The organism is Streptomyces sp. NPDC104381 (assembly GCF_055583745.1).
The window spans coordinates 304,933-331,295 of sequence record NZ_JBVJNK010000004.1; the positions used below are offsets into that span (position 1 = coordinate 304,933).

25 protein-coding genes and 1 riboswitch are annotated in these 26,363 nt (G+C 70.9%); of the genes, 10 read left to right on the forward strand and 15 right to left on the reverse strand.

Annotation, left to right across the window (positions count from 1 at the left end):
- Positions 1-10: 10 nt before the first annotated feature.
- Positions 11-133: riboswitch (cobalamin riboswitch) on the reverse strand.
- Between the two features lie 52 nt (positions 134-185).
- From ACZ607_RS15175 to ACZ607_RS15190, 4 genes are all read right to left on the reverse strand, one after another.
- Entirely contained in the window at positions 186-686 is a 501-nt protein-coding gene (locus ACZ607_RS15175; protein WP_469735166.1) for a GNAT family N-acetyltransferase, read from the reverse strand.
- Positions 687-804: 118 nt separating this feature from the next.
- Positions 805-2,439 (reverse strand): monocarboxylate uptake permease MctP, encoded by a 1,635-nt coding sequence (gene mctP / locus ACZ607_RS15180; protein WP_469735167.1) that lies wholly within the window; start codon positions 2,437-2,439, stop codon positions 805-807.
- Positions 2,436-2,699, reverse strand: a complete 264-nt coding sequence (locus ACZ607_RS15185) for a DUF3311 domain-containing protein (RefSeq protein WP_469735168.1) — start codon at positions 2,697-2,699, stop codon at positions 2,436-2,438. The genes mctP and ACZ607_RS15185 overlap by 4 nt, the downstream gene beginning before the upstream one ends.
- 181 nt (positions 2,700-2,880) lie before the next feature.
- Positions 2,881-3,654, reverse strand: coding sequence for a GntR family transcriptional regulator (locus ACZ607_RS15190; protein ID WP_469735579.1), 774 nt, complete (start codon positions 3,652-3,654; stop codon positions 2,881-2,883).
- A gap of 283 nt (positions 3,655-3,937) precedes the next feature.
- Here ACZ607_RS15190 and ACZ607_RS15195 point away from each other — a divergent pair, with 283 nt between their 5' ends.
- The 4 genes from ACZ607_RS15195 (at position 3,938) to ACZ607_RS15210 (ending at position 8,661) form a co-directional block, all read left to right on the forward strand.
- Entirely contained in the window at positions 3,938-5,224 is a 1,287-nt protein-coding gene (locus tag ACZ607_RS15195) for an extracellular solute-binding protein (protein WP_469735169.1), read from the forward strand.
- Positions 5,225-5,314: 90 nt separating this feature from the next.
- On the forward strand, positions 5,315-6,295 hold the full coding sequence (locus ACZ607_RS15200) for a carbohydrate ABC transporter permease (protein WP_469735170.1): 981 nt from the start codon (positions 5,315-5,317) through the stop codon (positions 6,293-6,295).
- Between the two features lie 89 nt (positions 6,296-6,384).
- The gene (locus tag ACZ607_RS15205) at positions 6,385-7,131 is read left to right on the forward strand and encodes a carbohydrate ABC transporter permease (RefSeq protein ID WP_469735580.1); all 747 of its coding nucleotides are present in this window, start codon (positions 6,385-6,387) and stop codon (positions 7,129-7,131) included.
- Positions 7,132-7,140: 9 nt separating this feature from the next.
- A complete protein-coding gene (locus ACZ607_RS15210; protein WP_469735171.1) occupies positions 7,141-8,661 on the forward strand; it encodes a glycoside hydrolase family 3 protein in 1,521 nt (506 codons plus the stop codon).
- A gap of 81 nt (positions 8,662-8,742) precedes the next feature.
- On the opposite strand, the gene nagB is transcribed toward ACZ607_RS15210, so the two are convergent.
- Complete coding sequence (nagB, locus tag ACZ607_RS15215) at positions 8,743-9,528, reverse strand: glucosamine-6-phosphate deaminase (RefSeq protein ID WP_469735172.1); 786 nt, start codon at positions 9,526-9,528, stop codon at positions 8,743-8,745.
- Between the two features lie 551 nt (positions 9,529-10,079).
- Here nagB and ACZ607_RS15220 point away from each other — a divergent pair.
- Positions 10,080-11,546 carry a sensor histidine kinase gene (locus ACZ607_RS15220; RefSeq protein ID WP_469735581.1) on the forward strand — a complete coding sequence of 489 codons (1,467 nt, stop codon included), beginning with the start codon at positions 10,080-10,082 and terminating at the stop codon, positions 11,544-11,546.
- A 193-nt stretch (positions 11,547-11,739) separates the two neighbouring features.
- Here the strand turns inward: ACZ607_RS15220 and ACZ607_RS15225 are convergent, their stop codons facing one another.
- Positions 11,740-11,997, reverse strand: coding sequence for a WhiB family transcriptional regulator (locus tag ACZ607_RS15225; RefSeq protein ID WP_003953983.1), 258 nt, complete (start codon positions 11,995-11,997; stop codon positions 11,740-11,742).
- A 320-nt stretch (positions 11,998-12,317) separates the two neighbouring features.
- On the reverse strand, positions 12,318-13,286 hold the full coding sequence (locus tag ACZ607_RS15230) for a diacylglycerol/lipid kinase family protein (protein ID WP_469735173.1): 969 nt from the start codon (positions 13,284-13,286) through the stop codon (positions 12,318-12,320).
- Between the two features lie 149 nt (positions 13,287-13,435).
- Here ACZ607_RS15230 and ACZ607_RS15235 point away from each other — a divergent pair, with 149 nt between their 5' ends.
- The gene (locus ACZ607_RS15235) at positions 13,436-13,888 is read left to right on the forward strand and encodes a hypothetical protein (protein ID WP_469735174.1); all 453 of its coding nucleotides are present in this window, start codon (positions 13,436-13,438) and stop codon (positions 13,886-13,888) included.
- 36 nt (positions 13,889-13,924) lie between these two features.
- Here ACZ607_RS15235 and ACZ607_RS15240 read toward each other — a convergent pair whose 3' ends face one another.
- The 3 genes from ACZ607_RS15240 to ACZ607_RS15250 all read right to left on the reverse strand — a co-directional run bounded on the left by ACZ607_RS15240 (position 13,925) and on the right by ACZ607_RS15250 (position 15,791).
- Positions 13,925-14,890 (reverse strand): RNA polymerase sigma factor SigF, encoded by a 966-nt coding sequence (locus ACZ607_RS15240; protein ID WP_469735175.1) that lies wholly within the window; start codon positions 14,888-14,890, stop codon positions 13,925-13,927.
- Positions 14,887-15,300, reverse strand: coding sequence for an ATP-binding protein (locus tag ACZ607_RS15245; protein WP_014154139.1), 414 nt, complete (start codon positions 15,298-15,300; stop codon positions 14,887-14,889). Before ACZ607_RS15245 ends, ACZ607_RS15240 begins: the two co-directional genes overlap by 4 nt.
- Positions 15,301-15,530: 230 nt before the next feature.
- Entirely contained in the window at positions 15,531-15,791 is a 261-nt protein-coding gene (locus tag ACZ607_RS15250; protein WP_469735176.1) for a UBP-type zinc finger domain-containing protein, read from the reverse strand.
- A 35-nt stretch (positions 15,792-15,826) separates the two neighbouring features.
- On the opposite strand from ACZ607_RS15250, the gene ACZ607_RS15255 reads away from it, so the two are divergent.
- Positions 15,827-17,428 carry a Na+/H+ antiporter gene (locus ACZ607_RS15255; protein WP_469735177.1) on the forward strand — a complete coding sequence of 534 codons (1,602 nt, stop codon included), beginning with the start codon at positions 15,827-15,829 and terminating at the stop codon, positions 17,426-17,428.
- Between the two features lie 15 nt (positions 17,429-17,443).
- Here ACZ607_RS15255 and ACZ607_RS15260 read toward each other — a convergent pair whose 3' ends face one another.
- From ACZ607_RS15260 to ACZ607_RS15275, 4 genes are all read right to left on the reverse strand, one after another.
- Positions 17,444-18,352 (reverse strand): 1-aminocyclopropane-1-carboxylate deaminase/D-cysteine desulfhydrase, encoded by a 909-nt coding sequence (locus ACZ607_RS15260; protein ID WP_469735178.1) that lies wholly within the window; start codon positions 18,350-18,352, stop codon positions 17,444-17,446.
- A 78-nt stretch (positions 18,353-18,430) separates the two neighbouring features.
- The gene (locus ACZ607_RS15265) at positions 18,431-19,021 is read right to left on the reverse strand and encodes an N-acetylmuramoyl-L-alanine amidase (RefSeq protein ID WP_469735179.1); all 591 of its coding nucleotides are present in this window, start codon (positions 19,019-19,021) and stop codon (positions 18,431-18,433) included.
- Positions 19,022-19,162: 141 nt separating this feature from the next.
- Positions 19,163-20,368 (reverse strand): globin domain-containing protein, encoded by a 1,206-nt coding sequence (locus ACZ607_RS15270; RefSeq protein WP_469735180.1) that lies wholly within the window; start codon positions 20,366-20,368, stop codon positions 19,163-19,165.
- Between the two features lie 132 nt (positions 20,369-20,500).
- Entirely contained in the window at positions 20,501-20,953 is a 453-nt protein-coding gene (locus ACZ607_RS15275; protein ID WP_469735181.1) for an RrF2 family transcriptional regulator, read from the reverse strand.
- Positions 20,954-21,051: 98 nt separating this feature from the next.
- On the opposite strand from ACZ607_RS15275, the gene ACZ607_RS15280 reads away from it, so the two are divergent.
- Positions 21,052-22,479 (forward strand): FAD-binding oxidoreductase, encoded by a 1,428-nt coding sequence (locus ACZ607_RS15280; protein WP_469735182.1) that lies wholly within the window; start codon positions 21,052-21,054, stop codon positions 22,477-22,479.
- A 16-nt stretch (positions 22,480-22,495) separates the two neighbouring features.
- Here the strand turns inward: ACZ607_RS15280 and ACZ607_RS15285 are convergent, their stop codons facing one another.
- Complete coding sequence (locus ACZ607_RS15285) at positions 22,496-23,506, reverse strand: questin oxidase family protein (RefSeq protein WP_469735183.1); 1,011 nt, start codon at positions 23,504-23,506, stop codon at positions 22,496-22,498.
- Between the two features lie 264 nt (positions 23,507-23,770).
- Here ACZ607_RS15285 and ACZ607_RS15290 point away from each other — a divergent pair, with 264 nt between their 5' ends.
- Positions 23,771-25,174 carry a family 2B encapsulin nanocompartment shell protein gene (locus ACZ607_RS15290; RefSeq protein WP_469735184.1) on the forward strand — a complete coding sequence of 468 codons (1,404 nt, stop codon included), beginning with the start codon at positions 23,771-23,773 and terminating at the stop codon, positions 25,172-25,174.
- A gap of 98 nt (positions 25,175-25,272) precedes the next feature.
- On the forward strand, positions 25,273-26,316 hold the full coding sequence (locus tag ACZ607_RS15295; RefSeq protein ID WP_469735185.1) for a family 2 encapsulin nanocompartment cargo protein polyprenyl transferase: 1,044 nt from the start codon (positions 25,273-25,275) through the stop codon (positions 26,314-26,316).
- The last annotated feature ends 47 nt before the right edge of the window (positions 26,317-26,363 follow it).

A 26,363-nucleotide genomic window follows, 5' to 3' on the forward strand; every position in this document is an offset into this window, starting at 1 on the left:
CGGATCGGTCGAGCCGGGCGCACTGTCGGCAGGTCTTCGGACTTCGGATGCGCGAAAGCACACCGATCACACCGTTGCGGGACAGTTCCGGATTCTCACCGGATTCCCCTGCGGCGACAGCGAGGTCGAGCATACATGTGGGGGCTCCTGAATGAAGAAGCCCCCACATGTTGTGTCGTGATGCGTCAGAGCTCCAGGCGGAATGTCAGGAGTGAGAGGCCCGGCAGAGGGCACCAGTCCCGCTCAGGGGTCCGTACGAAGCCGAGACGGCGGTAGATCCGGTGGGCGCCCAGCATGGCGGGGGCCGTCGACAGGACGATGCCCGAGACCCCCGCGGCGGCCCGTGCCCGCTCCACACAGGTCCGTACGAGCGCCTCACCCACGCCCCGGCCACGGGCCTCCGGTGAGACGGCCAGCATGCGGAACTCGGCCTCGTCCTCCCCGGCGATGTCCGCCCACGGGCTGCCGGGCGCGACGTACGTGACACCGCCCAGCAGCCGGCCGTCGGCGTCCAGCGCGACCAGCACCTCGGCCTCGGCGGCGCGCCGCCCGACGGCGCGGAGCTGCTCCAGATAGGGGTCCTCGGCGCCGAAGTCCAGGAGCCCGTCACCGAGGTACGCCTGGGCGGTGATCTCACCCAGGTCCTCGAACTGGGCGGGCCGGGCCGGCCTGATCGCTATGTCCATGCAGAGCAGTGTGCCGCAGCGGGCCGCTCCGGCGCGTCCCCGTTTCCGTGGGCCGTGACGACGCCGTCCCGGCAGGGCGGACCCTGCCGGGACGGCGTCACACGTACTGCCGGGGCGGTCAGTGGCCGCCCGGGGCGCCCGCCGTGGCCGGCGGGAGCTCGACCTGGACACCGGGGTCGCCCGCGTCCGCCGTGTAGTCGGCCGGCGAGGTCTCGTCCACGCCCGCCGGCGCCTTCACCGCGTTGAGGACGACCGTCAGCACGACCACCACGACGACGTTCAGCACGAAGGCGGTGAGGCCGATGTAGCCGATCTCGCCGATACCCGGGATCTCCTTCGAGGAGCCGCCGAAGTGCTTCTGGGTGGGGCTGGCGACACCGTAGGCGGCCACCGTGCCGTAGATCATGCCGACCGCCCAGCCCGCGATGAGGGCCCAGCGGTGGAACCAGCGGGTGAACAGACCGCCCACCAGGGCCGGCATCGTCTGGAGGATCCAGATGCCGCCCAGCAGCTGGAAGTTGATCGCGACCGTCTTGTCCATGGTCAGGACGAAGGCGAGCGCACCGACCTTGACCAGCAGCGAGACCAGCTTGGAGACCTTGGTCTCCTGGGCGGGGGTCGCGTCCGGCTTGAGGAAGTCCTTGTAGATGTTGCGGGTGAAGAGGTTCGCCGCGGCGATCGACATGATCGCGGCCGGCACCAGGGCGCCGATCCCGATCGCGGCGAAGGCCACACCGGCGAACCAGTCCGGGAACATGTTCTCGAACAGCTGCGGGATGGCGAGCTGGCCGTTGTCCACCTTGATCCCGGCGGCGATCGCCATGAAGCCGAGCAGCGCCAGCAGACCCAGCATCAGCGAGTACAGCGGCAGGATCGTGGTGTTGCGCCGGATCACGTCACGGCTGCGGCTGGAGAGCGTCGCCGTGATCGAGTGCGGATACATGAACAGGGCCAGCGCCGAGCCCAGCGCGAGGGTGGCGTAGCCCCACTGGCCGGAGACCCCGGGCGCGAGTCCGGCGACCGGCTTGCCGGCCGCCTCGTTCTTCTGGGCGAAGGCGTCGCCCGCCTTGGCGAAGATGTCGTCGAACCCGCCGAGCTTGATCGGGATGTAGACGATCGCCACGGCGATGACCAGGTAGATCAGGCCGTCCTTGACGAACGCGATGAGCGCGGGCGCGCGCAGCCCCGAGGAGTAGGTGTACGCGGCGAGGACGGCGAACGCGATGAGCAGCGGCAGGTCCTTGATGAACCAATGCGTGTTCTCGCCGCCGCCGACGCCCATGACGTCCAGCACGGCCTGGATGCCGACCAGCTGGAGGGCGATGTACGGCATCGTGGCGAGGATGCCGGTGACGGCGACCGCCAGCGAGAGCCCCTTCGAGCCGAACCGGCCGCGGACGAAGTCCGAGGTGGTGACGTAACCGTGCTTGTGCGACACCGACCACAGACGCGGCAGGAAGGTGAAGATCAGCGGGTAGACGAGGATCGTGTACGGGACGGCGAAGAAGCCGGCCGCGCCCGCCGCGTAGATCGCCGCGGGCACCGCGACGAAGGTGTACGCCGTGTAGAGGTCGCCGCCGAGCAGGAACCAGGTGACCCAGGTGCCGAACGAACGTCCGCCCAGGCCCCATTCGTCGAGGCTGGCCTCGTTCTCGGCCTTGCGCCAGCGCGCGGCCATGAAGCCGATGACCGTGACGGCCACGAAGAAGAAGATGAACACGGCGAGTGCGACGCCGTTCACGCCGTCCTTCATGCTGACGCACCCCCCTTGCGGGCGCGCTGGTCACGCTGCCACAGCTTGTACGCGATCATCGTGAGAGCGGTCGAGATGAGCACCCAGAGCATCTGGTACCAGTAGAAGAACGGGATGCCGATGAAGGTCGGGTCGACCTTCGCGTACGAGCCGACCCAGAGCATCGCCACGAACGGGGCGATGAGACAGAGCCCGATGACCACCCTCACGGGTGTCACCACGGGTGCTGTCGGTGGGTTCGCTTCGGTTTCTTCTGGCATGTGGCGACTCCGTCCCCTCGCTGATCACCTGGTGCAACGCGCAGGAAATCTAAGCGGTAGTTCCGGCCATCGTCACCCCCCGTCCGCATTGCGGTCCTGCAACGGTCCGGTGTCGCCCGAAATGAGTGATCCCCCCGCGTGTGCGGGGGGATCATCCGTCGGGGGGAACCGCGGGGGCGTCTCAGTCGGTGGGACGCTTCAGGCGGGCCACGAACTTGTACCGGTCGCCCCGGTAGACCGAGCGCACCCACTCCACCGGTTCGCCCTCCCCGTCGATCGAGTGACGGGAGAGCATGAGCATCGGCAGTCCGACGTCCGTGCCGAGCAGCCCCGCCTCGCGCGGCGTGGCGAGCGAGGTCTCGATGGTCTCCTCCGCCTCGGCGAGCCGGACGTCGTACACCTCGGCCAGGGCGGTGTAGAGCGAGGTGTACTTCACCAGTGAACGGCGCAGCGCGGGAAAGCGCTTGGCCGAGAGATGGGTGGTCTCGATGGCCATCGGTTCGCCGCTGGCGAGCCGGAGCCGCTCGATGCGCAGCACCCGGCCGCCCGCCGTGATGTCCAGCAGTCCGGCGAGCGTGTCGTCCGCCGTGACATAGCCGATGTCCAGCAGCTGGGAGGTGGGTTCGAGGCCCTGGGCGCGCATGTCCTCGGTGTACGAGGTGAGTTGCAGGGCCTGCGAGACCTTCGGCTTGGCCACGAAGGTGCCCTTGCCCTGGATGCGCTCCAGCCGGCCCTCGACCACCAGCTCCTGGAGGGCCTGACGGACCGTCGTGCGCGAGGTGTCGAACTCCGCGGCCAGGGTCCGTTCGGGGGGCACCGGGGTGCCCGGCGGCATGGTGTCCGTCATGTCGAGGAGATGGCGCTTGAGCCGGTAGTACTTGGGGACGCGTGCCGTACGCGCACCCGCGCCCGCACCGGTCTCGCCCGTACTGCTGCTGCCCCCGTCGGCACCCATGGCCCGCCTTCCCGACTGCTGCGTTGCTGCCGTCACCGGCTCCTCCGTCTGTCGCGGCTCACATGGTGGCACGGTCCGGTCACGGGTCGTCGCCCTCCCTCAGGTGTCGGTCCTATAACGGACGCGAGTGCACTTCTTATACACCCTTGACACCCCTAAAGGTCTAGGCCAAGCTCCCGGTACTGGTCTAAACCATTAAAGACCAGGTCCCAGCCCCAGCAGTACTACTCGTCGGTGTCTTCGCGGTGGGCGGGGGGTTGCAGCACCCTGAGGAGGGTTTGGCGTGAAGCGCAAGCTCATCGCGGCGATCGGCGTCGCGGGCATGATGGTCAGCATGGCAGCGTGTGGCTCCGACGACGGCGGCAGCGACAGCAGCGGCAAGAAGTCCGGTCCCGACAGCTACAAGGGACAGACCCTCACCGTCTGGGCCATGGACGGTTCGACGCCGGATCAGTGGCAGAAGGACCTTACCGCCGAATTCGAGAAGAAGACCGGCGCGAAGGTCAAGTTCGAGGTCCAGCAGTGGAACGGGATTCAGCAGAAGCTGACGACCGCCCTCTCCGAGGAGAACCCGCCGGACGTCTTCGAGATCGGCAACACCCAGACCGCGGCGTACGCGAAGACCGGCGGCCTGGCCGACCTCGGTGACCTCAAGTCGGAGATCGGCGGCGACTGGACCGCCAACCTCAACGAGGCCGCCGTCGTGGACGGCAAGCAGTACGGCGCCCCGTGGTACTTCACCAACCGCGTGGTGATCTACAACAAGTCGGTCTTCAAGGAGGCCGGTGTCACCGAGACCCCGAAGACCCGTGACGAGTTCTTCGCGGCGCTGGACAAGATCAAGGCCAAGGGCAAGGCCGAGCCGATCTACCTGCCCGGCCAGAACTGGTACTTCTTCGACGGCCTCACCATCGGTCAGGGTGCGGACCTCGTGAAGAAGGACGGGGACAAGTGGGTCTCCAACCTCGCCGACCCGAAGATCGGCGCGGCGATGGACCTGTACAAGAAGTACCAGTCCTACTCCAAGGCCCCCAAGGACAAGGACGAGGCCACCCCGCAGCAGGCCGACGTCTTCGCCAAGGGCAAGACCGGCGCCTTCATCGGCATGGGCTGGGAGGCCGGCACGGCGATCAAGGCCAACCCGGCCATCGAGAAGGAGATCGGCTACTTCACCATCCCGGGTGAGACCGCCGACAAGGCCGAGGGCGTCTTCCTCGGTGGCTCCAACCTCGCCGTCGCCGAGGGCAGCGCCAAGCAGGACCTCGCCAAGGAGTTCCTGAAGCTCGCGCTCTCCGACCGCTTCGAGGGCCAGCTCGCCAAGCTCAACGGCGTCATCCCGAACAAGGAGTCCCTGAACTCCAACCTGGCCGGCAACGTGGTCGCCGAGGCCGCCGCCCCGGGCGCCAAGGTCGGTGGCACCACCCCGCTGATCCCGGAGTGGGCCGCGGTCGAGAACGCGCCCAACCCGATCAAGACCTTCATGACGGCGGTCCTGAACGGCAAGTCGAACGAGGAAGCCGCCAAGCAGGTCGAGGCGGAGTTCAACAAGCGTCTCGCGCAGAAGCAGTAAGGCCGAACTGCCGGGGGACGGGTTCCGACACGGAGCCCGGCCCCCGGCAGTCGATTTGTGTCCCATGGTGCCAAGAAAGAGATGGCGAGCATGACCGTGCAGACCGAACGGCCGCCTTCAGGTCCGACGGACGTAGTGAAGGAGACCGGCGCAACCCCGGGCGAACCCGCGGCCCGCCGCAGATCCCGCGCGGCGGCGCCGTATCTGCTGCTGGTCCCCCCGGTGGCCGTGACCCTGGTGTTCCTCGGCTGGCCGCTGGTCAAGAACACCCTGCTGTCGTTCCAGGACCTCAACATGAGGCAGCTGATCCAGCACCTCACCGAGTGGAACGGCATCGAGAACTACCAGGAGATCCTCGGCAGCGAGGACTTCTGGAACGTCACCGTCCGGTCGATCGTCTTCACCGCCGTCAACGTCTTCCTGACCATGCTCGTCGGCACCCTGGTCGGACTCCTGGTGGCCCGTCTCGGCAAGCGGATGCGCGTCGCGCTCCTCACCGCCCTCGTCCTGGCCTGGGCCATGCCCGTCGTCGCCGCGACCACCGTCTACCAGTGGCTCTTCGCCTCCCGGTTCGGTGTCGTCAACTGGGTGCTGGACAAGATCGGCTTCCACTCGATGGCCGAGTACAACTGGACCGGCGGCCAGTTCTCCACCTTCTTCGTGGTCACGGTGCTCATCGTCTGGATGTCGATCCCGTTCGTCGCGATCAACCTGTACGCGGCCACGACGACCATCCCCAAGGAGCTCTACGAGGCCGCCGCGCTCGACGGCGCCGGCCCGTGGAAGAGCTTCACCTCGGTCACCATGCCGTTCCTGCGGCCCTTCCTCTTCGCGACGACCTTCCTGGAGATCATCTGGATCTTCAAGGCCTTCGTCCAGGTCTTCGCCATCAACCAGGGCGGCCCCGACCGGCTCACCGAGATCCTGCCGGTGTACGCGTACGTCGAAGGTGTCGGGAACCAGCACTACGGCATGGGCTCGGCGATCGCGATGCTCACCATCGTGATCCTGCTCCTGCTGACCTCCTACTACCTCCGGATCGTTCTCAAGCAAGAGGAGGACGAGCTGTGAAGCGCTCGGCTTCGTCACGAATCAGCGGCGTCTGGCGGAACGGCACCGCGGTCCTGCTGATCATCGGTCTCGTCTTCCCCGTGTACTGGATGTTCGCCACGGCCTTCAAGCCGACGCCGGACATCATCGCGGACGACCCGGTCTGGCTCCCCACGAACTTCACGTTCGAGCACTTCCGGACCGCCTTCGCGGCCGAGAACTTCTGGACGATGGTCCGGAACTCGCTCACGGTCACCGTCCTCGCGGTGACCCTCTCCCTCATCCTGGCGCTGGCCGGCTCGTTCGCCCTGGCCCGGATGCGGTTCAAGGGGCGCAAGGGCTTCATCGTGGGCTTCATGGTCGCCCAGATGGCGCCCTGGGAAGTCATGGTCATCGCGATCTACTTCATCGTGCGCGACTCGGACATGCTCAACAGCCTGATCCCGCTGACGCTCTTCTACATGGTGATGGTGCTGCCCTTCACCCTCCTGACGCTCCGCGGCTTCGTCGCCGCCGTGCCCAAGGAGCTGGAGGAGTCCGCCATGGTGGACGGCTGCACCCGCCCCCAGGCGTTCGTCAAGGTGATCCTGCCGCTGCTCGCGCCCGGCCTGATGTCCACCTCGATGTTCGGCTTCATCACCGCGTGGAACGAGTTCCCCCTGGTGCTGGTCCTGAACAAGAACGCGGAGTCCCAGACCCTGCCGCTGTGGCTGTCGCAGTTCCAGACCCAGTTCGGCGACGACTGGGGCGCCACCATGGCGGCGTCCTCGGTCTTCGCCATCCCGATCCTCGTCCTCTTCGTCTTCCTGCAGCGCAAGGCCGTCAGCGGTCTGACCGATGGCGCAGTGAAGGGATAACAGGCTGTCATGACCACCCTCGTATCCACCACGGACACCGTCACCCGTGACGCGCTCGCGGTCCTCCAGCCGGGCTTCACCGGCACGACCGCCCCGGACTGGCTCCTGCGCAGGGTCGGCGAAGGCCTGGCCTCCGTCGGACTGTTCGGCCGGAACATCCACTCGCCCGAGCAGCTCGCCGCGCTCACCGCCCGGCTGCGCGCCGAGCGCGACGACGTCCTCGTCGCGATCGACGAGGAGGGCGGCGACGTCACCCGGCTGGAGGTCCGCAGCGGCTCGTCCTTCCCGGGCAACCTCGCTCTCGGCTCCGTCGACGACACCGGCCTGACCAGAGCCGTCGCCCGGGAGCTCGGCCGCCGGCTGGCCGAGTGCGGGGTCAACCTCAACTGGGCGCCGTCCGCCGACGTCAACTCCGATCCGGGCAACCCGGTCATCGGCGTGCGCTCCTTCGGCGCCGAGACCGAGCTCGTCGCCCGCCACACCGCCGCGTACGTCGAGGGGCTCCAGGCCGCCGGGGTCGCCGCCTGCACCAAGCACTTCCCGGGGCACGGCGACACCGCGGTCGACTCGCACCACTCGCTGCCCCGCATCGATGTGGATCTGGACACCCTGCACGCCCGTGAGCTGGTGCCTTTCCGGGCGGCCATCGCAGCGGGTTCCAAATCAGTGATGAGTGCACATATCCTGCTTCCCGCACTCGACCCGACCCGGCCCGCGACCCTGAGCCCCCAGATCCTCGCCGGTCTGCTGCGCCAGGAGCTGGGCTACGACGGGCTGATCGTCACGGACGGCATGGAGATGGACGCCATCGCCGGCACGTACGGCATCGAGCGCGGATCCGTCCTCGCCATCGCCGCGGGCGCCGACGCCATCTGTGTCGGCGGCGGGCTGGCCGACGAGGACACCGTGCTGCGGCTGCGCGACGCGCTGGTGGCGGCGGTACGGACCGGAGAACTGCCCGAGGAGCGGCTGGCCGACGCGGCCGCACGTGTACGGGCCCTCGCGTCCTGGACGCAGGGGGCCAGGGGGGCTGCCTCGGAGCCGGGCGCGGACATGCAGGAGGGGACCGCGCCCGGCCCCGGAGCCGACGTCGGGCTGATCGCGGCCCGCAGGGCCGTGACGGTCACGGGCAGCGGTGAGCCGCTGCGGGAGCCGGCGTACGTCGCCGCGTTCACCCCGGTCGCCAACATCGCGGTGGGCGACGAGACCCCGTGGGGCGTGGCGGCCGAGCTCGCCCGGATCCTGCCCGGCACGGAGACCGGCACCTACGGCACCGGAGGCGCGTCGCCGGCCGCCGAGGTGCTGAGGGCGGCGGGGGAGCGGCGCATCGTCGCCGTCGTACGCGACGCCCACCGGCACGCGTGGATGAGCGAGGCGCTGGACACCGTGCTGGCGGCTCGCCCCGACACCGTCGTGGTCGAGATGGGCCTGCCGTACGCACCGCCCCGGGGCGCCCTGCACGTCGCCACGCACGGCGCGGCACGGGTGTGCGGGGTCGCGGCCGCGGAGGCGATCACGGGAACGCGCTGACCCCCGCCGAGTCCTGGGGAAAGGCCTGAGGGCCGGGCACCGTCACGGTGCCCGGCCCTCACGCGTACGGGGTGCCGGGTCCTACAGCCCCTGCCACTGCGGCTTCGCCGCGTACGTGGCACGGAAGTAGTCCGCCAGCTTCAGCTTCGAGGCCGCCGCCTCGTCGACCACCACGGTGGCGTGCGGGTGCAGTTGCAGCGCCGAGGCCGGCACGACCGAGGCGACCGGGCCCTCGACGGTCCGCGCGACCGCGTCGGCCTTGCCCTCGCCGGTGGCCAGCAGGATCGGGTGGCGGGACTCCAGGATGGTGCCGATGCCCTGGGTGATGACGTGGCGGGGCACCTGAGCGATGTCGTCGTCGAAGAAGCGCGCGTTGTCGACCCGCGTCTGCTCGGTCAGCGTCTTGATACGGGTACGGGAGGCGAGCGACGAGCAGGGCTCGTTGAAGCCGATGTGCCCGTCCGTGCCGATGCCGAGCAGCTGGAGGTCCACGCCGCCCGCCTCGGTGAGCGCCTTGTCGTACGCCTCGCAGGCCGCCTGGACGTCCTCGGCGGTCCCGTCCGGGCCCATGAAGGACTTCTCGGACAGGCCGAGCGGCTCGACGACCTCGCGCAGGACGACCGAGCGGTACGACTCGGGGTGGCCGGCGGGCAGTCCGACGTACTCGTCGAGCTGGCAGATGCGGGCGCGCGAGGCGTCCACGGCGCCGGAGCGGACCTTCGCGGTGAGCGCCTGGTAGATGGGCAGCGGGGTCGAGCCGGTGGCCACGCCGAGCAGGGCGTCGGGCTTGCGGCTCAGCAGCGCCGCGATGGCCTCCGCGATCAGTTCGCCGCCTGCCGCGGCGTCCGGGACGATGACAACTTCCACGCTGTGCCTGCCGATCTGGAGAGTGGCGTCATGTGGTATAGACCAATATAGAGGCCCAATCTAGCAGAACGAGGTGGCCCGGCGGTGAACCGTCCACGTGTGCGTCACTGGTTGTCGCCCTGTCGGCGGACGGTCGCGTCCGCGGGGAAAGGCCCCGGAAACACCCGCGGGCCGCGGCGCCGGGACGGGACCCTCAGCCCGTCCGGCACCGCAGCCCGGAGCTGCGGGCCTGTTCCGAAAGGCAGGCCCTGCCTGGCCGGCGGTGTGCGGTGCCTCCGGCCACTGGAGGCACCGGCGCAGTCAGGGCAGAGAGCGCCGGGTACCTCGGTCCGCTCTCCTGTGCGGGGAGAGCGGAGGTCTGTCGTGCGGGGGGCGTGTTGCCACTACCGCCCCTACCTGGTGCATTGTGGACTAGACCAATAGGCCCTGTCCATCCATGTGCGCGGACAATCTCCCGCCGTGAGCCCGCCCTCCCACAGTGTCACGTATCCACCGCCCGTTCGGTTCGGATCCACTTCGTCTCCACAGGTACGCTCGCATCTGTGCCCTCCATGAACGACCTCGTCCGCCAGCACACCGCCCTGAGTGACACCGACCTCGAGTGGCTCCATCTGCTGGTCTCGGAGTGGCAGCTGCTCTCCGACCTCTCCTTCGCCGACCTCGTGCTGTGGGTGCCCACCCGCGACGGGACCCGCTATGTGTCCGTCGCGCAGATGAGGCCCAACACCGGCCCCACCTCCTACCAGGACGACATGGTCGGCCACCTCGTGCCGCGCGGCCGCCGGCCGCTGCTGGACGCCGCCCTGGACGAGGGCCGCATCGTGCGCGAGGGCGATCCGGAGTGGCGGGAGGAGGTGCCCGTCCGGGTCGAGTCGATCCCCGTACGGCGGGAGGGGCGGATCCTCGGGGTCATCGCGCGCAACACCAACCTGCTGACCGTGCGCACGCCGTCCAGGCTGGAGCTCACCTACCTCCAGTCCGCCTCCGACCTGGCCCAGATGATCGCCGCCGGGACCTTCCCCTTCCCCGGCCAGCAGGTCGACATGGACGCGTCGCCGCGCGTCGGCGACGGGCTGATCAGGCTCGACGCCGACGGTGTCGTGCAGTACGCCAGCCCCAACGGCCTCTCCGCCTATCACCGGCTGGGCCTGGCCTCGGACCTCGTCGGACACAACCTCGGTGCGACGACCGCCGAACTCGCCCCGTCGCGCGGCCCGGTGGACGAGGCCCTGGTCAAGATGGCGAGCGGGTACGCGCCCCGGGAGTTCGAGGTCGAGGGCGCCGGCGGGGTCATCCAGCTGCGCGCCATTCCGCTCAAGCCCAAGGGCGTACGCATCGGTTCGCTGGTCCTGCTCCGTGACGTCACGGAACTGCGGCGCCGCGAGCGGGAATTGATCACCAAGGACGCCACCATCCGGGAGATCCACCACCGGGTGAAGAACAACCTCCAGACCGTGGCCGCCCTGTTGCGGCTCCAGGCCCGCCGGATGGACTCCGAGCGCGGACGTGAGGCGCTCAACGAGGCGGTCCGGCGCGTCGGTTCGATCGCCATCGTCCATGAGACGCTGTCCCAGAATCTGGACGAGCGGGTCGAGTTCGACGAGATCGCCGACCGGGTGATCGCGATGGTCGCCGAGATCTCGCCCGGAAAGGTCACCTGCCGCCGCACGGGCCGCTTCGGGATCCTCGACGCGGAAGTGGCCACTCCGCTCTCGATGGTGCTCACCGAGGTGCTGCAGAACGCCCTGGAGCACGCGTTCACCGTCGCCGAGCACGGCACGGTCGAGGTGTCCGCGGTGCGCGGCGGCTCACCGGCCGAGGGCCGGCTGCGCATCACCGTGACGGACGACGGGCGCGGACTGCCCGAGGGGTTCGACCCGCAGCGGGCCGGCAATCTCGGACTGCAGATCGTGCGGACCCTGGTCGAGGGCGAGCTGGGCGGCACCTTCGGCATGGTCCCGGCCCAGGTGCGCGGTACGCAGGTGGTGCTCGACATCCCCGTACGGAACGAGAAGTAGCGAACGCCGGGTGGTGATCCGCCCGGCCGTCGCACAGCAGTGGGCCCGGACCGTGGTGACGGTCCGGGCCCACTGCGTGGTGCTCACGGTGCGATGCGCTTCGGGGGTACTGCGCGCTGCGACTCGAAGGCGGGGCTGTGCGTACGCTCTGTACGCGCCGCCGGGCTGAGGCTCGTCGTGCGGGGGGCGTCGGTCAGGCGCTGGCGTTACGCGCCCGGTTGCGAGCGGCGCGGCGCTTCATTGCGCGGCGCTCGTCCTCGCTGAGGCCACCCCAGACGCCGGAGTCCTGGCCGGACTCGAGCGCCCACTGCAGGCACTGCTCCATGACGGGGCAGCGACGGCAGACGGCCTTGGCTTCCTCGATCTGCAGCAGCGCAGGACCGGTGTTGCCGATGGGGAAGAACAGCTCGGGGTCTTCCTCACGACAAACGGCGTTGTGACGCCAGTCCATGGCTGCTACCTCTCCTTGGTATTACATGCTGGTGCTTGTGAATGTGAACGCTTTCACGAATCCCCCCGCAGACGAAGGTCCGACGCCCAGATGAGCTGGATGTGGTCCTGTTGTGGTGAGGAGGGGTTCTGGCTCTCAGTGGAGGCCGATGTTGCGGGCCGTCCCGATCGCCATGTAGAGATTCGCAAACCTCGGCGGCGGATACAACCCCTTCTGGAAAGTTTTTTTTGATTCCTCGGTGTCGACTAGGTCACAGCCGTACTTCTAAGGGGTGGGGGCCAGCCCAAACGTTCGAGTTAAAGGACTTTGGCCCCTTCCACTCACACAATCACACGCAGTGCACGGCGTACGCCTGTGAACGTCACGCTCGTACGCAGTCCCAGGTGGTCGCCGTCCATCTGGAAGGGCAGTGGAGCCTTTGAATGCAAGGTGAAGTCTGTGAGGTCGTGCAGGGACACCGCGTGCTTGCCGTGCGGGCCCTTCTCCGGGCTCGAAGTGAGCAGCTGGGTGGCGTACCGGGTCACGGCGGGGGTGGAGAGGCGCTTGAGTCCGAGGACGTCCAGGGCGCTGTCGAAGGACGCCTTCGGGGAGGCGTATATCGGGCGGTTCCCCAGGTAGGTCCAGGGTGCGGTGTTGCAGATTATCGACAGCGCGAGGTCGGTGACCGGCTCCTGGCCGGGGACGTCCAGGGTGATCATCCCGTTGCGCCGGTGCGGGTCGTCCATGAACTGCCGGAGCACCTGGCGCACGTACAGCGCATGGGTCGACCGCTTGCCCCGCTCGCGTTTCTGTTCGACCCGGCCGATGACGCCGGCGTCGAAACCGAGCCCCGCGCAGAAGGTGAACCACCGGCCCGGGACGGCTTCGTCCGCCGTTCCCGGGGTGCCGGCCGCCAGACCGAGGCCCACCGTGCGCTCGCTGCGGGACGCGAGGGCGTCCAGGATCGCGCCCGTCGCCTCCACGGCGTCGTTGGGGATGCCGAGGGCCCGGGCGAAGACGTTGGTGGAGCCGCCGGGGACCACGGCGAGGCTCGGGAGCCCCTCGGGATCGGGGCCCTTGTGCAGCAGCCCGTTGACCACCTCGTTGACCGTGCCGTCGCCGCCGAGGGCGACCACCAGGTCGATGTCGTCGGAGTCCGCGGCGCGACGCCCCAGGTCACGCGCGTGGCCACGGTGCTCCGTGGTCACGACCTCGATCTTCATCTCGCTCGCCAGGGCGTGGATCAGCACGTCACGCGTACGCGCACTGGTAGTGGTGGCAGCTGGGTTGACCACGAGAAGTGCGCGCATGTCCGCCAGAGTACCTACCGCGCGGTACCGCCCTGAAGTCCCGATCCACCCGGTCCACCACCGGTCACACAGCGTGACGGGGGTGCCGTGACAGGGCCGCCGCGGCCCCGGCTTCACGTCCGGGCCGTCGGGATGCGAATCTGAAAGGCGTGAGCACTCAGCAGAACGCGCCCTCCCCCTCGCCCTCGGCCGGCGAGGAGAAGCCGGGCCGGATCGCCGCACTGGCCGCACTCAACGCGCTCGAAGGCGCGGCGCTCGCCGTCGGCGGGATCTACATGCTGGCCGTCGGACTCTTCGGCCGGCCCGACAGCATGCAGCAGGCGGAGATGGGCGGGCTCACGCTGGTGGCGCTCGGCCTGATCCCCCTGTTCGCCGCCCGTGGACTGCTGCGGCGGCGCAGCTGGAGCCGGGGTCCCGCGCTCATCACCCAGCTCATGGCGCTGCCGGTGGCCTGGACGCTGCTGCGGGCGCAGGGCGCCCTGATCCCGGCCGGCATCGTCCTCGCGGCCGTCGCCGTGACGTCGCTCGTCCTGCTGCTGAACCCCGCCACGACGGAGGCGCTCGGCATCCGCCGGGGGCCGCGTACGACCCCCGACGCCTGACCTGCCGGCTCGGCCCGTGCGGTCGGCCGCTCCTCGCTACTCCTCGATGAGGAGCCGCTCGCGCAGCTGCGCCAGCGTGCGGGCCAGGAGCCGGGAGACGTGCATCTGGGAGATGCCGACCTCCTGAGCGATCTGCGACTGGGTCATGTTGCCGAAGAAGCGCAGCAGCAGGATCCGCTTCTCGCGCGGCGGGAGGTCCTCCAGCAGCGGCTTGAGCGACTCGCGGTACTCGACGCCCTCCAGTGCCTCGTCCTCGGAGCCCAGGGTGTCCGCGACCGCGGGCGACTCGTCGTCCGTGTCCGGGACGTCGAGCGAGAGGGTGCTGTAGGCGTTGGCCGATTCCAGCCCCTCCAGGACCTCCTCCTCGGAGATGCCCAGGCGCTCGGCCAGCTCGTGCACGGTGGGGGAGCGGCCGTGCTGCTGGGAGAGCTCCGCGGTGGCCGTGGTCAGCGACAGCCGCAGCTCCTGGAGGCGCCGGGGGACCCGGACCGCCCAGCCCTTGTCCCGGAAGTGGCGCTTGATCTCGCCGACGACCGTGGGGGTCGCGTACGTCGAGAACTCGACGCCGCGGTCCGGGTCGAACCGGTCGACCGACTTGATCAGCCCGATCGTGGCGACCTGCGTCAGGTCGTCCAGCGGCTCGCCGCGGTTGCGGAACCTGCGGGCCAGGTGCTCCACGAGCGGCAGATGCATCCGCACCAGCCGGTTGCGCAGCTCGGCCTTCTCCACCGAGCCGTCCGGAAGCCCCCGGAGCTCGACGAAGAGCGCCCGTGCCCCACTGCGGTCATGTGGATCGTGGTGCCCGTGCTCGCTCATCCGGCCCGTCCGCTCCGCCTGCGGCTGCTGCGCCTGCTCGGCCCCGGCCGGAGCGCCGGTCCGCGCACCGTCCGCACCGTCCTCCGGATGCGGCCGGGCCTGCTGCTCCGGGAGGGCTGCCGGTCGCACCGGCCCCGACCGGATCGTCTCGTCCCGCACAGGACCGTCCCCGTTCCCGTCGCTCACGCCGGCCCGGGTCCCGCGCCGCGCTGTTTGTAGAGGCTGATGCTGACCGTACGGTCGTCGGCGACCGTGGAGTCGACCTTTCCGGCCAGTGCGGAGAGCACCGTCCAGGCGAAGGTGTCGCGCTCGGGGGCGCGTCCGTCCGTCGTGGGGGCCGAGACGGTCACCTCGAGGGAATCGCCGACGAGCCGGAACACGCAGCTGAGGACGGAGCCGGGCACGGCCTGCTGGAGCAGGATCGCGCAGGCCTCGTCGACCGCGATGCGAAGATCCTCGATCTCGTCGAGAGTGAAGTCCAAGCGCGCTGCGAGGCCGGCCGTGGCCGTACGCAGCACCGACAGGTAGGCACCCGCAGCGGGCAGCCGGACCTCTACGAAGTCCTGGTTCCCGGGCTCGCCTGCGATCTGGGACACCCTCACCTCCAAGGTGGCACAAACTCGTTCGAGGCTCCGGGACGAGTGCCCGGGGCCGTGCGGTCCGTCGTCGGTTCTGTGGTTCGGCGACGCTGTCGCGACCCATGATGCCGTGTCGCCGCGACCGCAACCCGCTGATTACTCATGGTAGGCATATGGGCACACACAGTGGCTAGGGGTCTGCGGCGGTCAATTGCGAAGAACCGGCGCCGGTTTGACGTACCCAGACGTCAGACGATCGAACCGTCCACGAAGCACCAGCGCCAGCTCTCGGCGCAATCGAAGCTACGCATCACCGGATGGCCGGTCGCCTCGAAGTGTGCCGTGGCGTGCTTCAGGGGCGACGAGTCGCAGCATCCGACGTGCCCGCAGGCGAGGCAGAGCCGCAGCTGCACCGGATGGGTGCCGGCCACGACGCACTCCGGACAGGTGTCGCTGAGCGGGGCGGGTTCGGGGCGCGGCAGTTCGGATACGTGGAGGCACTCACTCATGATGGCCACGTTACGTCGGATGTGAGGACAGCGAGATGGACGCATTGCCGCTGGTGGCGCTCGTCGCGGCCAGCGCGGCGGTCGCGGGGGCCGCCCGCCGGACCCCCGTGCCCCCGCCCCTGCTGCTGGTCGCCGCCGGCCTGCTGGCCTCGTACCTGCCGGGGGTGCCCGGCTACACGCTGGACGCGCACATCGTGCTGCCCCTGCTGCTGCCGCCGTTGCTCTACACGGCGGCCGTCGACAGCTCGTACCTCGACCTGCGGGCCAACCTGCGCCCGGTCGCCCTGCTGTCCGTGGGGTACGTCCTGTTCGCGACGGTCGCCGTGGGGTGGCTGGCCTATCTCCTCGTGCCGGACCTGCCGATCACCGCCGCGCTCGTGCTCGGCGCGGTGGTCGCCCCGCCGGACGCCGTCACCGCCGCGGCGATCGCCCGCCGGGTGGGACTGCCCGCCCGGGTCACCACCATCCTCCAGGGCGAGTCCCTGGTGAACGACGCCACCGCGATCACCGCCTTCAAGGTGGCCGTCGCCGCGGCTGTCGGGGAGGGCATGAGCTGGGGCGCGGGGATCGGCGAGTTCGCGCTGGCGGCGGTCGGCGGCATCGGCGTCGGGCTGCTGCTGATGGTGCCCCTGCACTGGCTGCGCACCCACCTCAAGGAGGCGCTGCTCCAGAACACCCTGTCGCTGCTGATCCCCTTCGTCGCGTACGCCGCGGCGGAGCGCGTGCACGCCTCCGGGGTGCTCGCCGTGGTCGTCGTCGCGCTCTACCTGGGGCACCGCTCCTGGCAGGTCGACTTCGCGACACGGCTCCAGGAGGCGGCGGTCTGGAAGATGGTCGCGTTCGTCCTGGAGTCGGCGGTCTTCGCGCTCATCGGGCTGCAGCTGCCCTTCGTGCTGCGGGGGCTCGGCTCGTACAGCGTGGCCGAGGCCTTCGGCTACGCGGTCCTCGTCTTCGTGGCCGTCGTCGTGGTGCGCTTCGTCTGGGTGTACCCGGCGAGCTATCTGCCGCCCTGGCTCTCCAGCCGCATCAGGGAGCGCGAGGGGCCGCCCTCCTGGAGCTCGGCCCTGATCGTCGGCTGGGCCGGGATGCGGGGTGTCGTCTCGCTCGCCATCGCGTTCTCCATCCCCATGGCCACGCACGACGGGGAGGGCTTCCCCGCGCGGAACCTGGTGCTCTTCCTGACCTTCACGACCGTCATCGGGACGCTGGTCGTCCAGGGGCTGAGCCTGCCCCTCCTGGTGCGCGTCCTGAAGCTGCCCGGGCGCAGCGCGCGCACCGAGACGCTGGCCGAGGCGCAGGCGCAGAACGAGGCGTCCACGGCCGCCGAAGCCTCGCTGGAGGAACTGCTGGCCGATCCGCGCAACGCGCTGCCCGACCCCCTCCTGCAGCGGCTGCGCGCCGTGATGGAGCGGCGGCGCAACGCGGTGTGGGAGCGGCTCGGCGCGGCCAACCCGGTCACCGGGGAGTCGGCGGACGACACCTACCGGCGGCTGGCGAGGGACATGATCGCCGCCGAGCGGGAGGTGTTCGTACGCCTGCGGGACGAGCGGCGGATCGACGACGAGATGCTGCGTGCCCTGCTGCGGCGTCTCGACCTGGAGGAGGCCGCCGCCTACCGGGAGTCGGACGACGCGTGAGGGCGCCGTACCGCGTCAGGAGGGTTCCGGCCCGGGGCGTCCCGTGACGACCGCGGTGACCGTGGAGCCCGGCGCGAAGGCGCCCTCCCCGGCGAGCACGGTCAGCCCGTACAGCAGTTTGGCCACATAGAGCCTTTCCACGGGCAGGCCGTGGCGGTCCTCGAAGTCGTCGGCGAAGGCGTGCAGCTCCGGTGTCGTACGGGCGTACCCCCCGAAGTGGAAGCGCTCGTCCAGGGACCACCGTCCGGAGGGCCCGCCGAAGGCATCCCGTTGCAGCTCGCGTACGGCCGCTCCCAGGAAGCCGCCGCGCAGGACCGGGACGCCCAGGGCGCGCTGCCCGTCGTCGAGCCCGGCGGCCAGCCCCGCGAGGGTGCCGCCGGTGCCGCAGGCGACCGCCACCGTGCCGGTCCGGCCGCGCAGCTCGCGGCCGAGCTCTGTGCAGCCCTGTGCGGCGAGTGCGTTGCTGCCGCCCTCCGGGACGACCACGCACTCCCCGAAGAGGCTCAGCAGGCCGTCCAGGACGTCGGGAGAGGTCTTCGCGCGGTAGGTCGGCCGGTCCACGAAGTGCAGACGCATGCCGTCGGCCGCGCAGCGGGCGAGTGAGGGGTTGAGCGGCCGGCCGGCCAGCTCGTCGCCCCGTACGACGCCGACGGTGGGGAAGCCCAGCAGGCGCCCCGCGGCGGCGGTGGCCCGGAGGTGGTTCGAGTAGGCGCCGCCGAAGGTCAGGACGGTCCGGCCGGCGGCGGCCCGCAGATTGGGGGCGAGTTTGCGCCACTTGTTGCCCGGCAGGTCCGGGTGGATCAGGTCGTCGCGCTTGAGCAGCAGCGTCACGCCGTGCCGTGCGAAGCGCTCGTCCTCGGCCGGCTGCAGGGGCGAGGGGAGCGCCGGCTGCAGCCGGGAGAGGTCGAGCGCTTCGTCGGTCATGCCCACATTGTGTGCGGTCCGCCCGCCGGGGGTGCCCTGCCGGGGCGCCTGTCCGGGGCGCCGGTCCGGGATGCCCGCCTACTTCAGCCGGTCGTGGATGCGGTTGCGCATGCCGTTCATCGAGAAGCCGCGCGGGTCGACCTTGCCGGGCTGCCACTCCAGGTGCCCGATGACCGAGGGCGCGTCCCAGCCGTGGAAGCGGCAGACCGCGGCCGCCGCCTTCTCGATGGCCTCGAGCTGGACGGCCGGCCAGGGGTCCTTCCCGTCGCCGAGGTTCTCGCACTCGAATCCGTAGAAGTGCCTGTTCCCGTCGGTGTTGGACTCGTTGTCCGCCGGCAGGCGCTTCTCGGCGATGACGGCGCGCAGGACGTCGTCGTCGCCCAGCCCGGCGTGGTTGGCGCGGCCGTAGCCGACCAGATGGACCCGGCCGTCCTTGGCGATCACACCGTGGCAGAGCGGGCCCGGCAGCCCCGAGTAGCCGTCACGGCAGATCTCCACGGTGCGGGCGGTGCCCTTCGTGACGGTGTGGTGGAGCATCACGCCGTGCACCGGCCCCCAGGGGCCCTTGTGGTTGCGGTTGTGGGTGCGCCAGTCACCGACCTGGACGACGGTGAGTCCCTCGTTCTTCAGGGCCTTGAGGAAGTTGCTGGCGGACATGGGTGAGGACATGGCCGACTCCTTCGTTGGCAGGGAGCGTGTCCGTACAGCGCTTGTACCGGAACACGGGGCTCCGGCAAACCTGTGCGGGCACTGTTCGCGTCGTGTGCGATTCGATCCGGACAGTCCGCTCGTGCCCCGGGGCGGTCGTGCTCAGTCCTGGGCGAGCCACAGGTCGGGGCCGAACACCTCGTAGTGGATGTCGGCCGAGGGCACGCCCTTCGCCAGGAGCTGCGCGCGTACGGCACGCATGAAGGGCAGCGGGCCGCAGAGGTAGGCGCGGGTGCCCGGGGCGACCCGGACGTCGCTCAGATCGACCGTACCGCTGTGCTCCGTGCCCGTGCCGGCCCGGCCGGGCTCCGGCTTCTCGTACCAGAAGTGCGCGGAGGCGTCGGCGAGCTTCCCGGTGAGCGCCGCGTGGTCCGCGCGCAGGGCGTGGTCGGCCGGAGAGCGGTCGCCGTGCACCACGGTGACGGGTGAGCGGTGGCCCTGCCGCGCCAGGTGCTCCAGCATCGACAGGATCGGGGTGCAGCCGATGCCGGCCGAGGCGAGGAGCAGCGGGGCGTCGGAGCCGTCGAGCACCAGATCGCCGTACGGCGCCGAGACGCGCAGCCGGTCGCCCGTGCGCAGCCGTGCGTGCAGGTGCGCGGAGACCTCGCCCTCCGGGCCCGCCCCGCCCCGTACCCGCTTGACCGAGAAGGAGCGCAGCTCGGAGCCGGGTGCGCCGGTGAGGCTGTACTGGCGTATCTGACGGGCGCCGTCGGGGAGTTCCACCTGTACGGAGACGTACTGGCCCGCCCGGAAGGCGGGCGGGGGCGTGCCGTCCGCGGGGGTGATGCGGAAGGTGGCCACGTCGGGGGTGTCCTCGGCGCGGGAGGCCACCGTCCACTCGCGCCACACGTCGCCCGCCGTCACCGCCTGCTGCGCGTAGAGCCGCTCCTCGATCGCGATGAGGGCGTTGGCCATCAGCCAGTAGACCTCGTCCCAGGCCGCGGCGACCTCGGGGGTGACGGCGTCGCCGAGCACCTCGGCGATCGCGGCGAAGAGGTGGGTGTGCACGATCTCGTACTGGGGGGCGGTGATGCCCAGGGAGGCGTGTTTGTTGGCGATGCGGCCCAGCATCACGTCGGGCCGGGTGTCCGGGTGCTCCACGAGCCGGGTGGCGAAGGCGGCGATCGACCCGGCGAGCGCCTGACGCTGGCTGCCCGAAGCCTGGTTGCCCCGGTTGAACAGGTCGCGGAGGAGCTCCGGGTGGGCGTCGAACAGCTTCCGGTAGAAGAGGTCCGCTATGTCGCCGATGGCCGCCCCCACGGCGGGCAGCGTGGCGCGGACGGTGACGGTCGACGGCTCGGAGAGCATCGGGTGACTCCTCGGGTGTGAGGGCGGCCGTCGTGACGGCCGGCCTGTAATTGGTATGTGAGATGCGTATTTTCGGGCCGGAGTGACCCGCCCGGCGCGCGCGGTGCGGACGCGGCGGGCGGGTGCGGGGGGTCAGCCGGATGCGGGGCGGCCGCTGCTGATGCCGAGCAGCAGCGGGCCGGTGGGGGAGGAGACGAGATCGCCGACCGTGAGCGGGTCGAGCGAGGCGTAGAACGCCTCCTCGGCCCGGCGCAGGGCGGAGCGGAGCAGGCAGGCGGAGCGCAGCGGGCACGGGGTGGCGCCCTCGCACTCGACGACCTCGTCCGGCCCTTCCAGCTGCCTGACCAGGGTGCCGATCGAGGCCGCCCGTCCGGCGGTGGTGAGGGAGAGGCCGCCGCCCCGGCCGCGCCGTGCGTCGACCAGGCCGAGGTGCTGGAGGCGGGCGACGACCTTCGCCGCGTGGGTGTACGGCACCTGCATGGTGGCCGCCACCTCGCGGGTGGTCGGCGGGTCCTCGTCGTCCGCCGTGACGGTCAGGCGCATGAGCACCCGGAGCGCCACATCGGTGAATCGCGTCAGCCGCATGGCGGCAGCGTAGATAAGTTGCATCCTGGATGCAACTTAGGGTGCCCGTTCCGCGCGTGAGCCGCCGCGTCATGATGGAAGACGCGGCCCCGTGACGGATGCGGGGTGCGCATGGGCGAGAGAGGTGGTCAGCGGCCGTGCCGAAGCCGAACGCAGCCGACGGGATACCGGCGGTCAAGGTCATCACCGACCCGGACAGTCTGGGCCGCTACGCGCACGACGAGGCGGAGTGGGCCCCCGCGGGGGTGCCCCTGGCCGTCGTGCGGCCCCAGGACACCGACGAGGTGCGGGCCGTCGTCGCGTACTGCGTCGAACACCGGATCCCGGTGATCCCGCGCGGCGCCGGCACGGGCCTGTCCGGCGGTGCCAACGCGGTGGACGGGGCCGTCGTCCTCTCCTTCGAGGACATGAACCGGATCCTGCGCATCGACCCGGTGGAGCGCCTGGCGGTGGTCCAGCCGGGCGTCGTCAACGACGATCTGCGGGCCGCGTGCGCCGAGCAGGGCCTCTGGTACCCGCCGGACCCCGCGAGTTCGCCGTGGTCCACGATCGGCGGGAACACGGCCACCAACGCGGGAGGCATGTGCTGCGTCAAGTACGGCGTGACCCGCGACTACGTGCTCGGGCTTGAGGTCGTCAACGGCCTCGGCGAGACCGTGCGGGTGGGCCGGCGGACCGCGAAGGGGGTCGCCGGCTACGACCTGTGCGGCCTGTTCGTCGGCTCCGAGGGCACTCTCGGAGTGATCACCGAGATCACCGTGAAGCTGCGCGGGGCCCGGCCCGCCGAGCGCACCGTGGCGGGCTTCTTCGACTCGGTCGTCGCGGCCGGCGACGCGGTGAGCCGGGTGACGGCGGCGGGCATCGTGCCCTCGGCACTCGAACTCCTCGACCGGCACTGCCTGAAGGCCGTCGACGAGTGGAAGAACATGGGGCTGTCGTCGGACGCTGACGCCATCCTGCTCGGCCGTGTGGACACCCCGGGAGCGGCGGGCGACGCCGAGGCCGAGGCGATACGGGCCTGCTTCGCGGAGGCCGGAGCGGCCTGGGCCGAGGTCTCCACCGACCAGGCGGAGGCGGACGCCCTGTTCCAGGCCCGCCGGCTCGCCTACCCCGCGCTGGAGCGGCTGGGGCCGGTGCTCACCGAGGACGTGGTCGTGCCGCGCTCCCGGGTGCCGGAGATGCTCGCACGCGTCGAGGAGATCGCGGGCGCCCACGACGTCCTCATCGCCAACATCGCCCACGCCGGTGACGGGAACCTCCACCCCCTGATCATCACCGAGCCCGGCGACGACGCGGCCAGGGCCCGCGCCCAGCTCGCCTTCGAGGACATCCTCGACGCGGCGATCTCCTTCGGCGGCACCGTCACCGGCGAACACGGCGTGGGGCTGCTGAAGATGGGCGGCATGGACCGTGAGGTGGGCCCGGTCAACCTCGCCATGCAGCGCGCGGTCAAGGCGGCCCTGGACCCCCACGGCATCCTCAACCCGGGCAAGGTCGTCGCCTCGGGAGCGCCACTGGCGTACTGACGGCCACGGCGGGGCCCTACCGCAGCGGTTCGCTGAGCTCGATGGCGCGCAGGGCCGCCGCCAGGGCCCGCTCGTCGCCGAAGTCCATGGCCGTGTCGGTCAGCTTGATGACGTGCTCGTCACCGTGCGCCAGGGCCCGTTCCACGACCTCCTCGGGCGTGATCCGGCCCGGCGGTACGTAGGCCACGGGGGCGTCCGGCGCGTACATCGCGGTCACCGCGGCCGAGGCCGTCCAGGCGGCCTGGAGGCTCGGTACCCACAGGGCCGCCGGGAGCGCGGGGAGGGTCCGCAGCACGGCGTTGGGGGCCGTGGCCGCGTGGACCAGCATCGTCTCCTCGCCGTGGCCGTGGGTGGCGTACCGGTGGGTGGCCGCACGGACCAGCTCGGTGAGCCGGCGGCGCGCCTCGTCCGGATCGGTCACCGCGGCGGCCCACACCGGCAGGCTCCTGACCCGGCCGAGCCGGGCGGGGAAGCCGCCCTCGCGCTCGTCGACGGGGGCCACCGCGTCGAGGGCCGCCGCTGCGCTGTCGGCACCGGGCACGGGCGCGAGCTCCGTCATGGGGTGGTGGCGGGCCGCCCAGTACCCGAGTCCGTGGGCGAGTTCGGTCAGCCGCGGCTCGGTCTCCTCGCCCGCCAGCAGCGTGCGTACGGCGTGGCCCACGCGGATGACCGGGTGCGTCGATCCGCCGTACATGCCGGGCAGGAGGCGGGGCCACCACAGGGTGAGCACCTCGCGCCACGGATGCTCCGCGAGCTGCCGGCCGAAGTACGCGATCCAGTCGGCGGCGCGGCGCGGATCGCCCAGCGCGGAGCGCCAGTTGTCCTCCGTGACCGGCTCGACGCCGGCCGGGAACTCCTCCAGCTTGGCGGCGTACAGGTCGAGCCAGCGGTGCACGGCCGCGGCCTGGCCGTTGGCGGCGAGGGCCTCGACGGCCATCGGCGCGTGGTTGGTGAGCCGCCCGAGCCGCTCCGGACCCGAGATGTGCAGCCGCTGGAGGGCCTCGTCGAGAGTGCCTGTCGTATCCATGGCCAGAACGCTAGGGGCCGGTGCCCCGCGCCGTAACGGGCGGAAGTCCCGGACGTGGAGCGGGCGGAAGTCCTAGGTCCGGGGTCCCGGTCGGGCTCCGCCGCGTCGGAGCCCGACCGGTCCGCGCGGTGTGCGGGTGCTCCGGTGCGGGCAACGTTCCCGTCCCAAGCCCGAATAGTCACACTCTTTTGTGTAATAGCGCGCCGTGTCCTCCGGCTGGAAGTCTTCTTCTCGCAGGTCAGCCCATGATCGAGAGGATGTCGGATGTCCGTTGGTGAAGAGGTTCGCGACACGCAGCCGCCGCAGCAGAGTCTCGGCACAGCGGCTGCGCGGAACCTCGCGACGACGACCAAGTCCGCCCCGCAGATGCAGGAGATCACCTCGCGGTGGCTGCTGCGCATGCTGCCGTGGGTGCAGGTGCAGGGCGGCACCTACCGGGTGAACCGGCGGCTGAGCTACTCCGTCGGGGACGGCAGGGTGACCTTCGTCCAGACCGGCGACCGGGTCACGGTCATCCCCGCGGAGCTCGGCGAACTTCCCGCCCTGCGCGACTTCGGTGACGAGGAGGTGCTGGCCGAGCTGGCGCGCCGGTGCGAACAGCGCGACGTCGCGGCGGGAGAAGTGCTCGCCTCGTCCGGCGATACGGCGGACCGCGTCCATCTGCTGGCCCACGGCAAGGTCGAGAAGGTCGGGACCGGACCGTACGGCGACGAGACGGTGCTCGGAGTCCTCGCCGACGGCGCCTACTTCGGGGACCACGTCCTGCTCGACGGCGACGCGACCTGGGAGTACACGGCCCGTGCGGTGACCGCCTGCACGCTGCTCACCCTGCGCCGGTCGGACGTGCTCAACCTGGCGGCCCGCGCGGACTCGCTCCGCGACCACCTGGCCGGGCTGCTCGCCATCCCGCACCAGCGGACCAACCGCTACGGCGAGGCGGAGATCGACCTGTCCGCCGGCCATGTGGGGGAGAGCGTCGTCCCGCACACGTTCGTCGACTACGAGTCGTCGCCCCGTGAATACGAACTGAGCGTGGCCCAGACCGTGCTGAAGGTCCACAGCAGGGTGGCCGACCTCTACAACCAGCCGATGAACCAGACCGAGCAGCAGCTGCGGCTCACGGTCGAGGCGCTGCGGGAGCGCCAGGAGCACGAGCTCATCAACAACCGGGAGTTCGGCCTGCTCAACAACTGCGACTACGGGCAGCGGATCCAGCCGCACGACGGAGCGCCCGGCCCCGACGACATGGACGAACTCCTGTCGCGGCGGCGCGGATCGAAGCTGTTCCTCGCGCATCCGCGTGCCATCGCCGCGTTCGGGCGCGAGTGCAACAAGCGGGGTCTGGTGCCGGAGAGCGTCGAGGTCGGAGGACACCACGTGCCCGCCTGGCGCGGGGTGCCGATCTTCCCGTGCAACAAGATCCCGGTCACCGACGCCCGCACCACATCGATCATCTGCATGAGGACCGGCGAGGCGGAGCAAGGCGTCGTCGGACTCCAGCAGAGCGGCATCCCCGACGAGATCGAGCCGAGCCTCTCGGTCCGTTTCATGGGGATCGACGAGCAGGCGATCATCTCGTACCTCGTGACGGCGTACTACTCCGCGGCCGTCCTGGTGCCGGACGCCCTCGGGGTCCTGGAGAACGTGGAGGTCAGCCGCTGGCGGTGACGCTCCCCGGGGCCCGGGCGGCGGCACCGCCCGGGCCCCGGCAGGCCGAGGCCGCGACCATGGCGCCCCGTGGGCGCCCGGAAGGAGTGACCGTGACCATGACCAGTACGGATGCCGCGATGGAGGGGCACAAGGCCGCCGCGCTCCTCGAACACACCCGCGACGCCGTGGACCCGCACCTCCGGGCGGCCGTCGAGACGCTGCCCGGGGCGATCCGCCGGGTCGCCATGTACCACTTCGGCTGGCAGGACGCCGACGGGACGCCCGCGTCCGGGCAGTCGGGCAAGGCCATCAGACCGGCGCTCGTCCTGGCCGCCGCCCGTGCGCTGGGAGGGGACCCGGACGCGGCGATGCGGGCGGCCGTCGCGGTCGAGCTCGCCCATAACTTCACCCTCCTCCACGACGACGTCATCGACGAGGACACCACCCGGCGCCACCGGCCCACCGCCTGGGCGGTGTTCGGAGTGCCGGACGCCGTCCTCGCGGGCGACGCCATACTCTCCCTCGCCCTGAGGCTGCTGGCGGACGACCCGCACCCGGCGTCCGCACACGCCGCGGTACGGCTCTCCACCTGCGTCATCGAGCTCTGCGCGGGACAGCAGGCCGACTGCGCGCTGGAGGACCGCGGCCCCGACGACGTCACGCTCGACGAGTGCCTGGCCATGGCCATGGCCAAGACGGGCGCCCTGCTCGGCTGCGCCTGCGCCCTCGGCGCGCTCTACGCCGGGGCGGGGGAGCGGGCGGTCCGCGCCATGGACGGATTCGGCCGGGAGGCGGGCCTCGCCTTCCAGCTCATCGACGACCTGATCGGCATCTGGGGGGACACGGCCCGCACCGGCAAACCGGTCGGGGCGGACCTGACCGCCCACAAGAAGTCCCTGCCGGTGGTCGCGGCGCTCACCTCCGACACCCCGGCCGCCGCCGAGCTCGCCGCGCTCTACCGGGGTCCCATGAACACGCCGGGGGAGGTGAGAAGCGCCGCCGACGCGGTCGAGCGGGCCGGCGGGCGCGACTGGGCGCAGGCCGCGGCGGCGGACCGGATGGCCCGGGCCGTCCACCACCTGTCCCGCGCGGTGCCCGCGCCGGACGGCTCGGGGGACCTGCTCGCCCTGGCCGAATTCGTCACCCGCAGAACGCACTGAGCCGGGCCGCCCGTGACCGGCTCCGATGCCCAACTCTAGGATTCCGT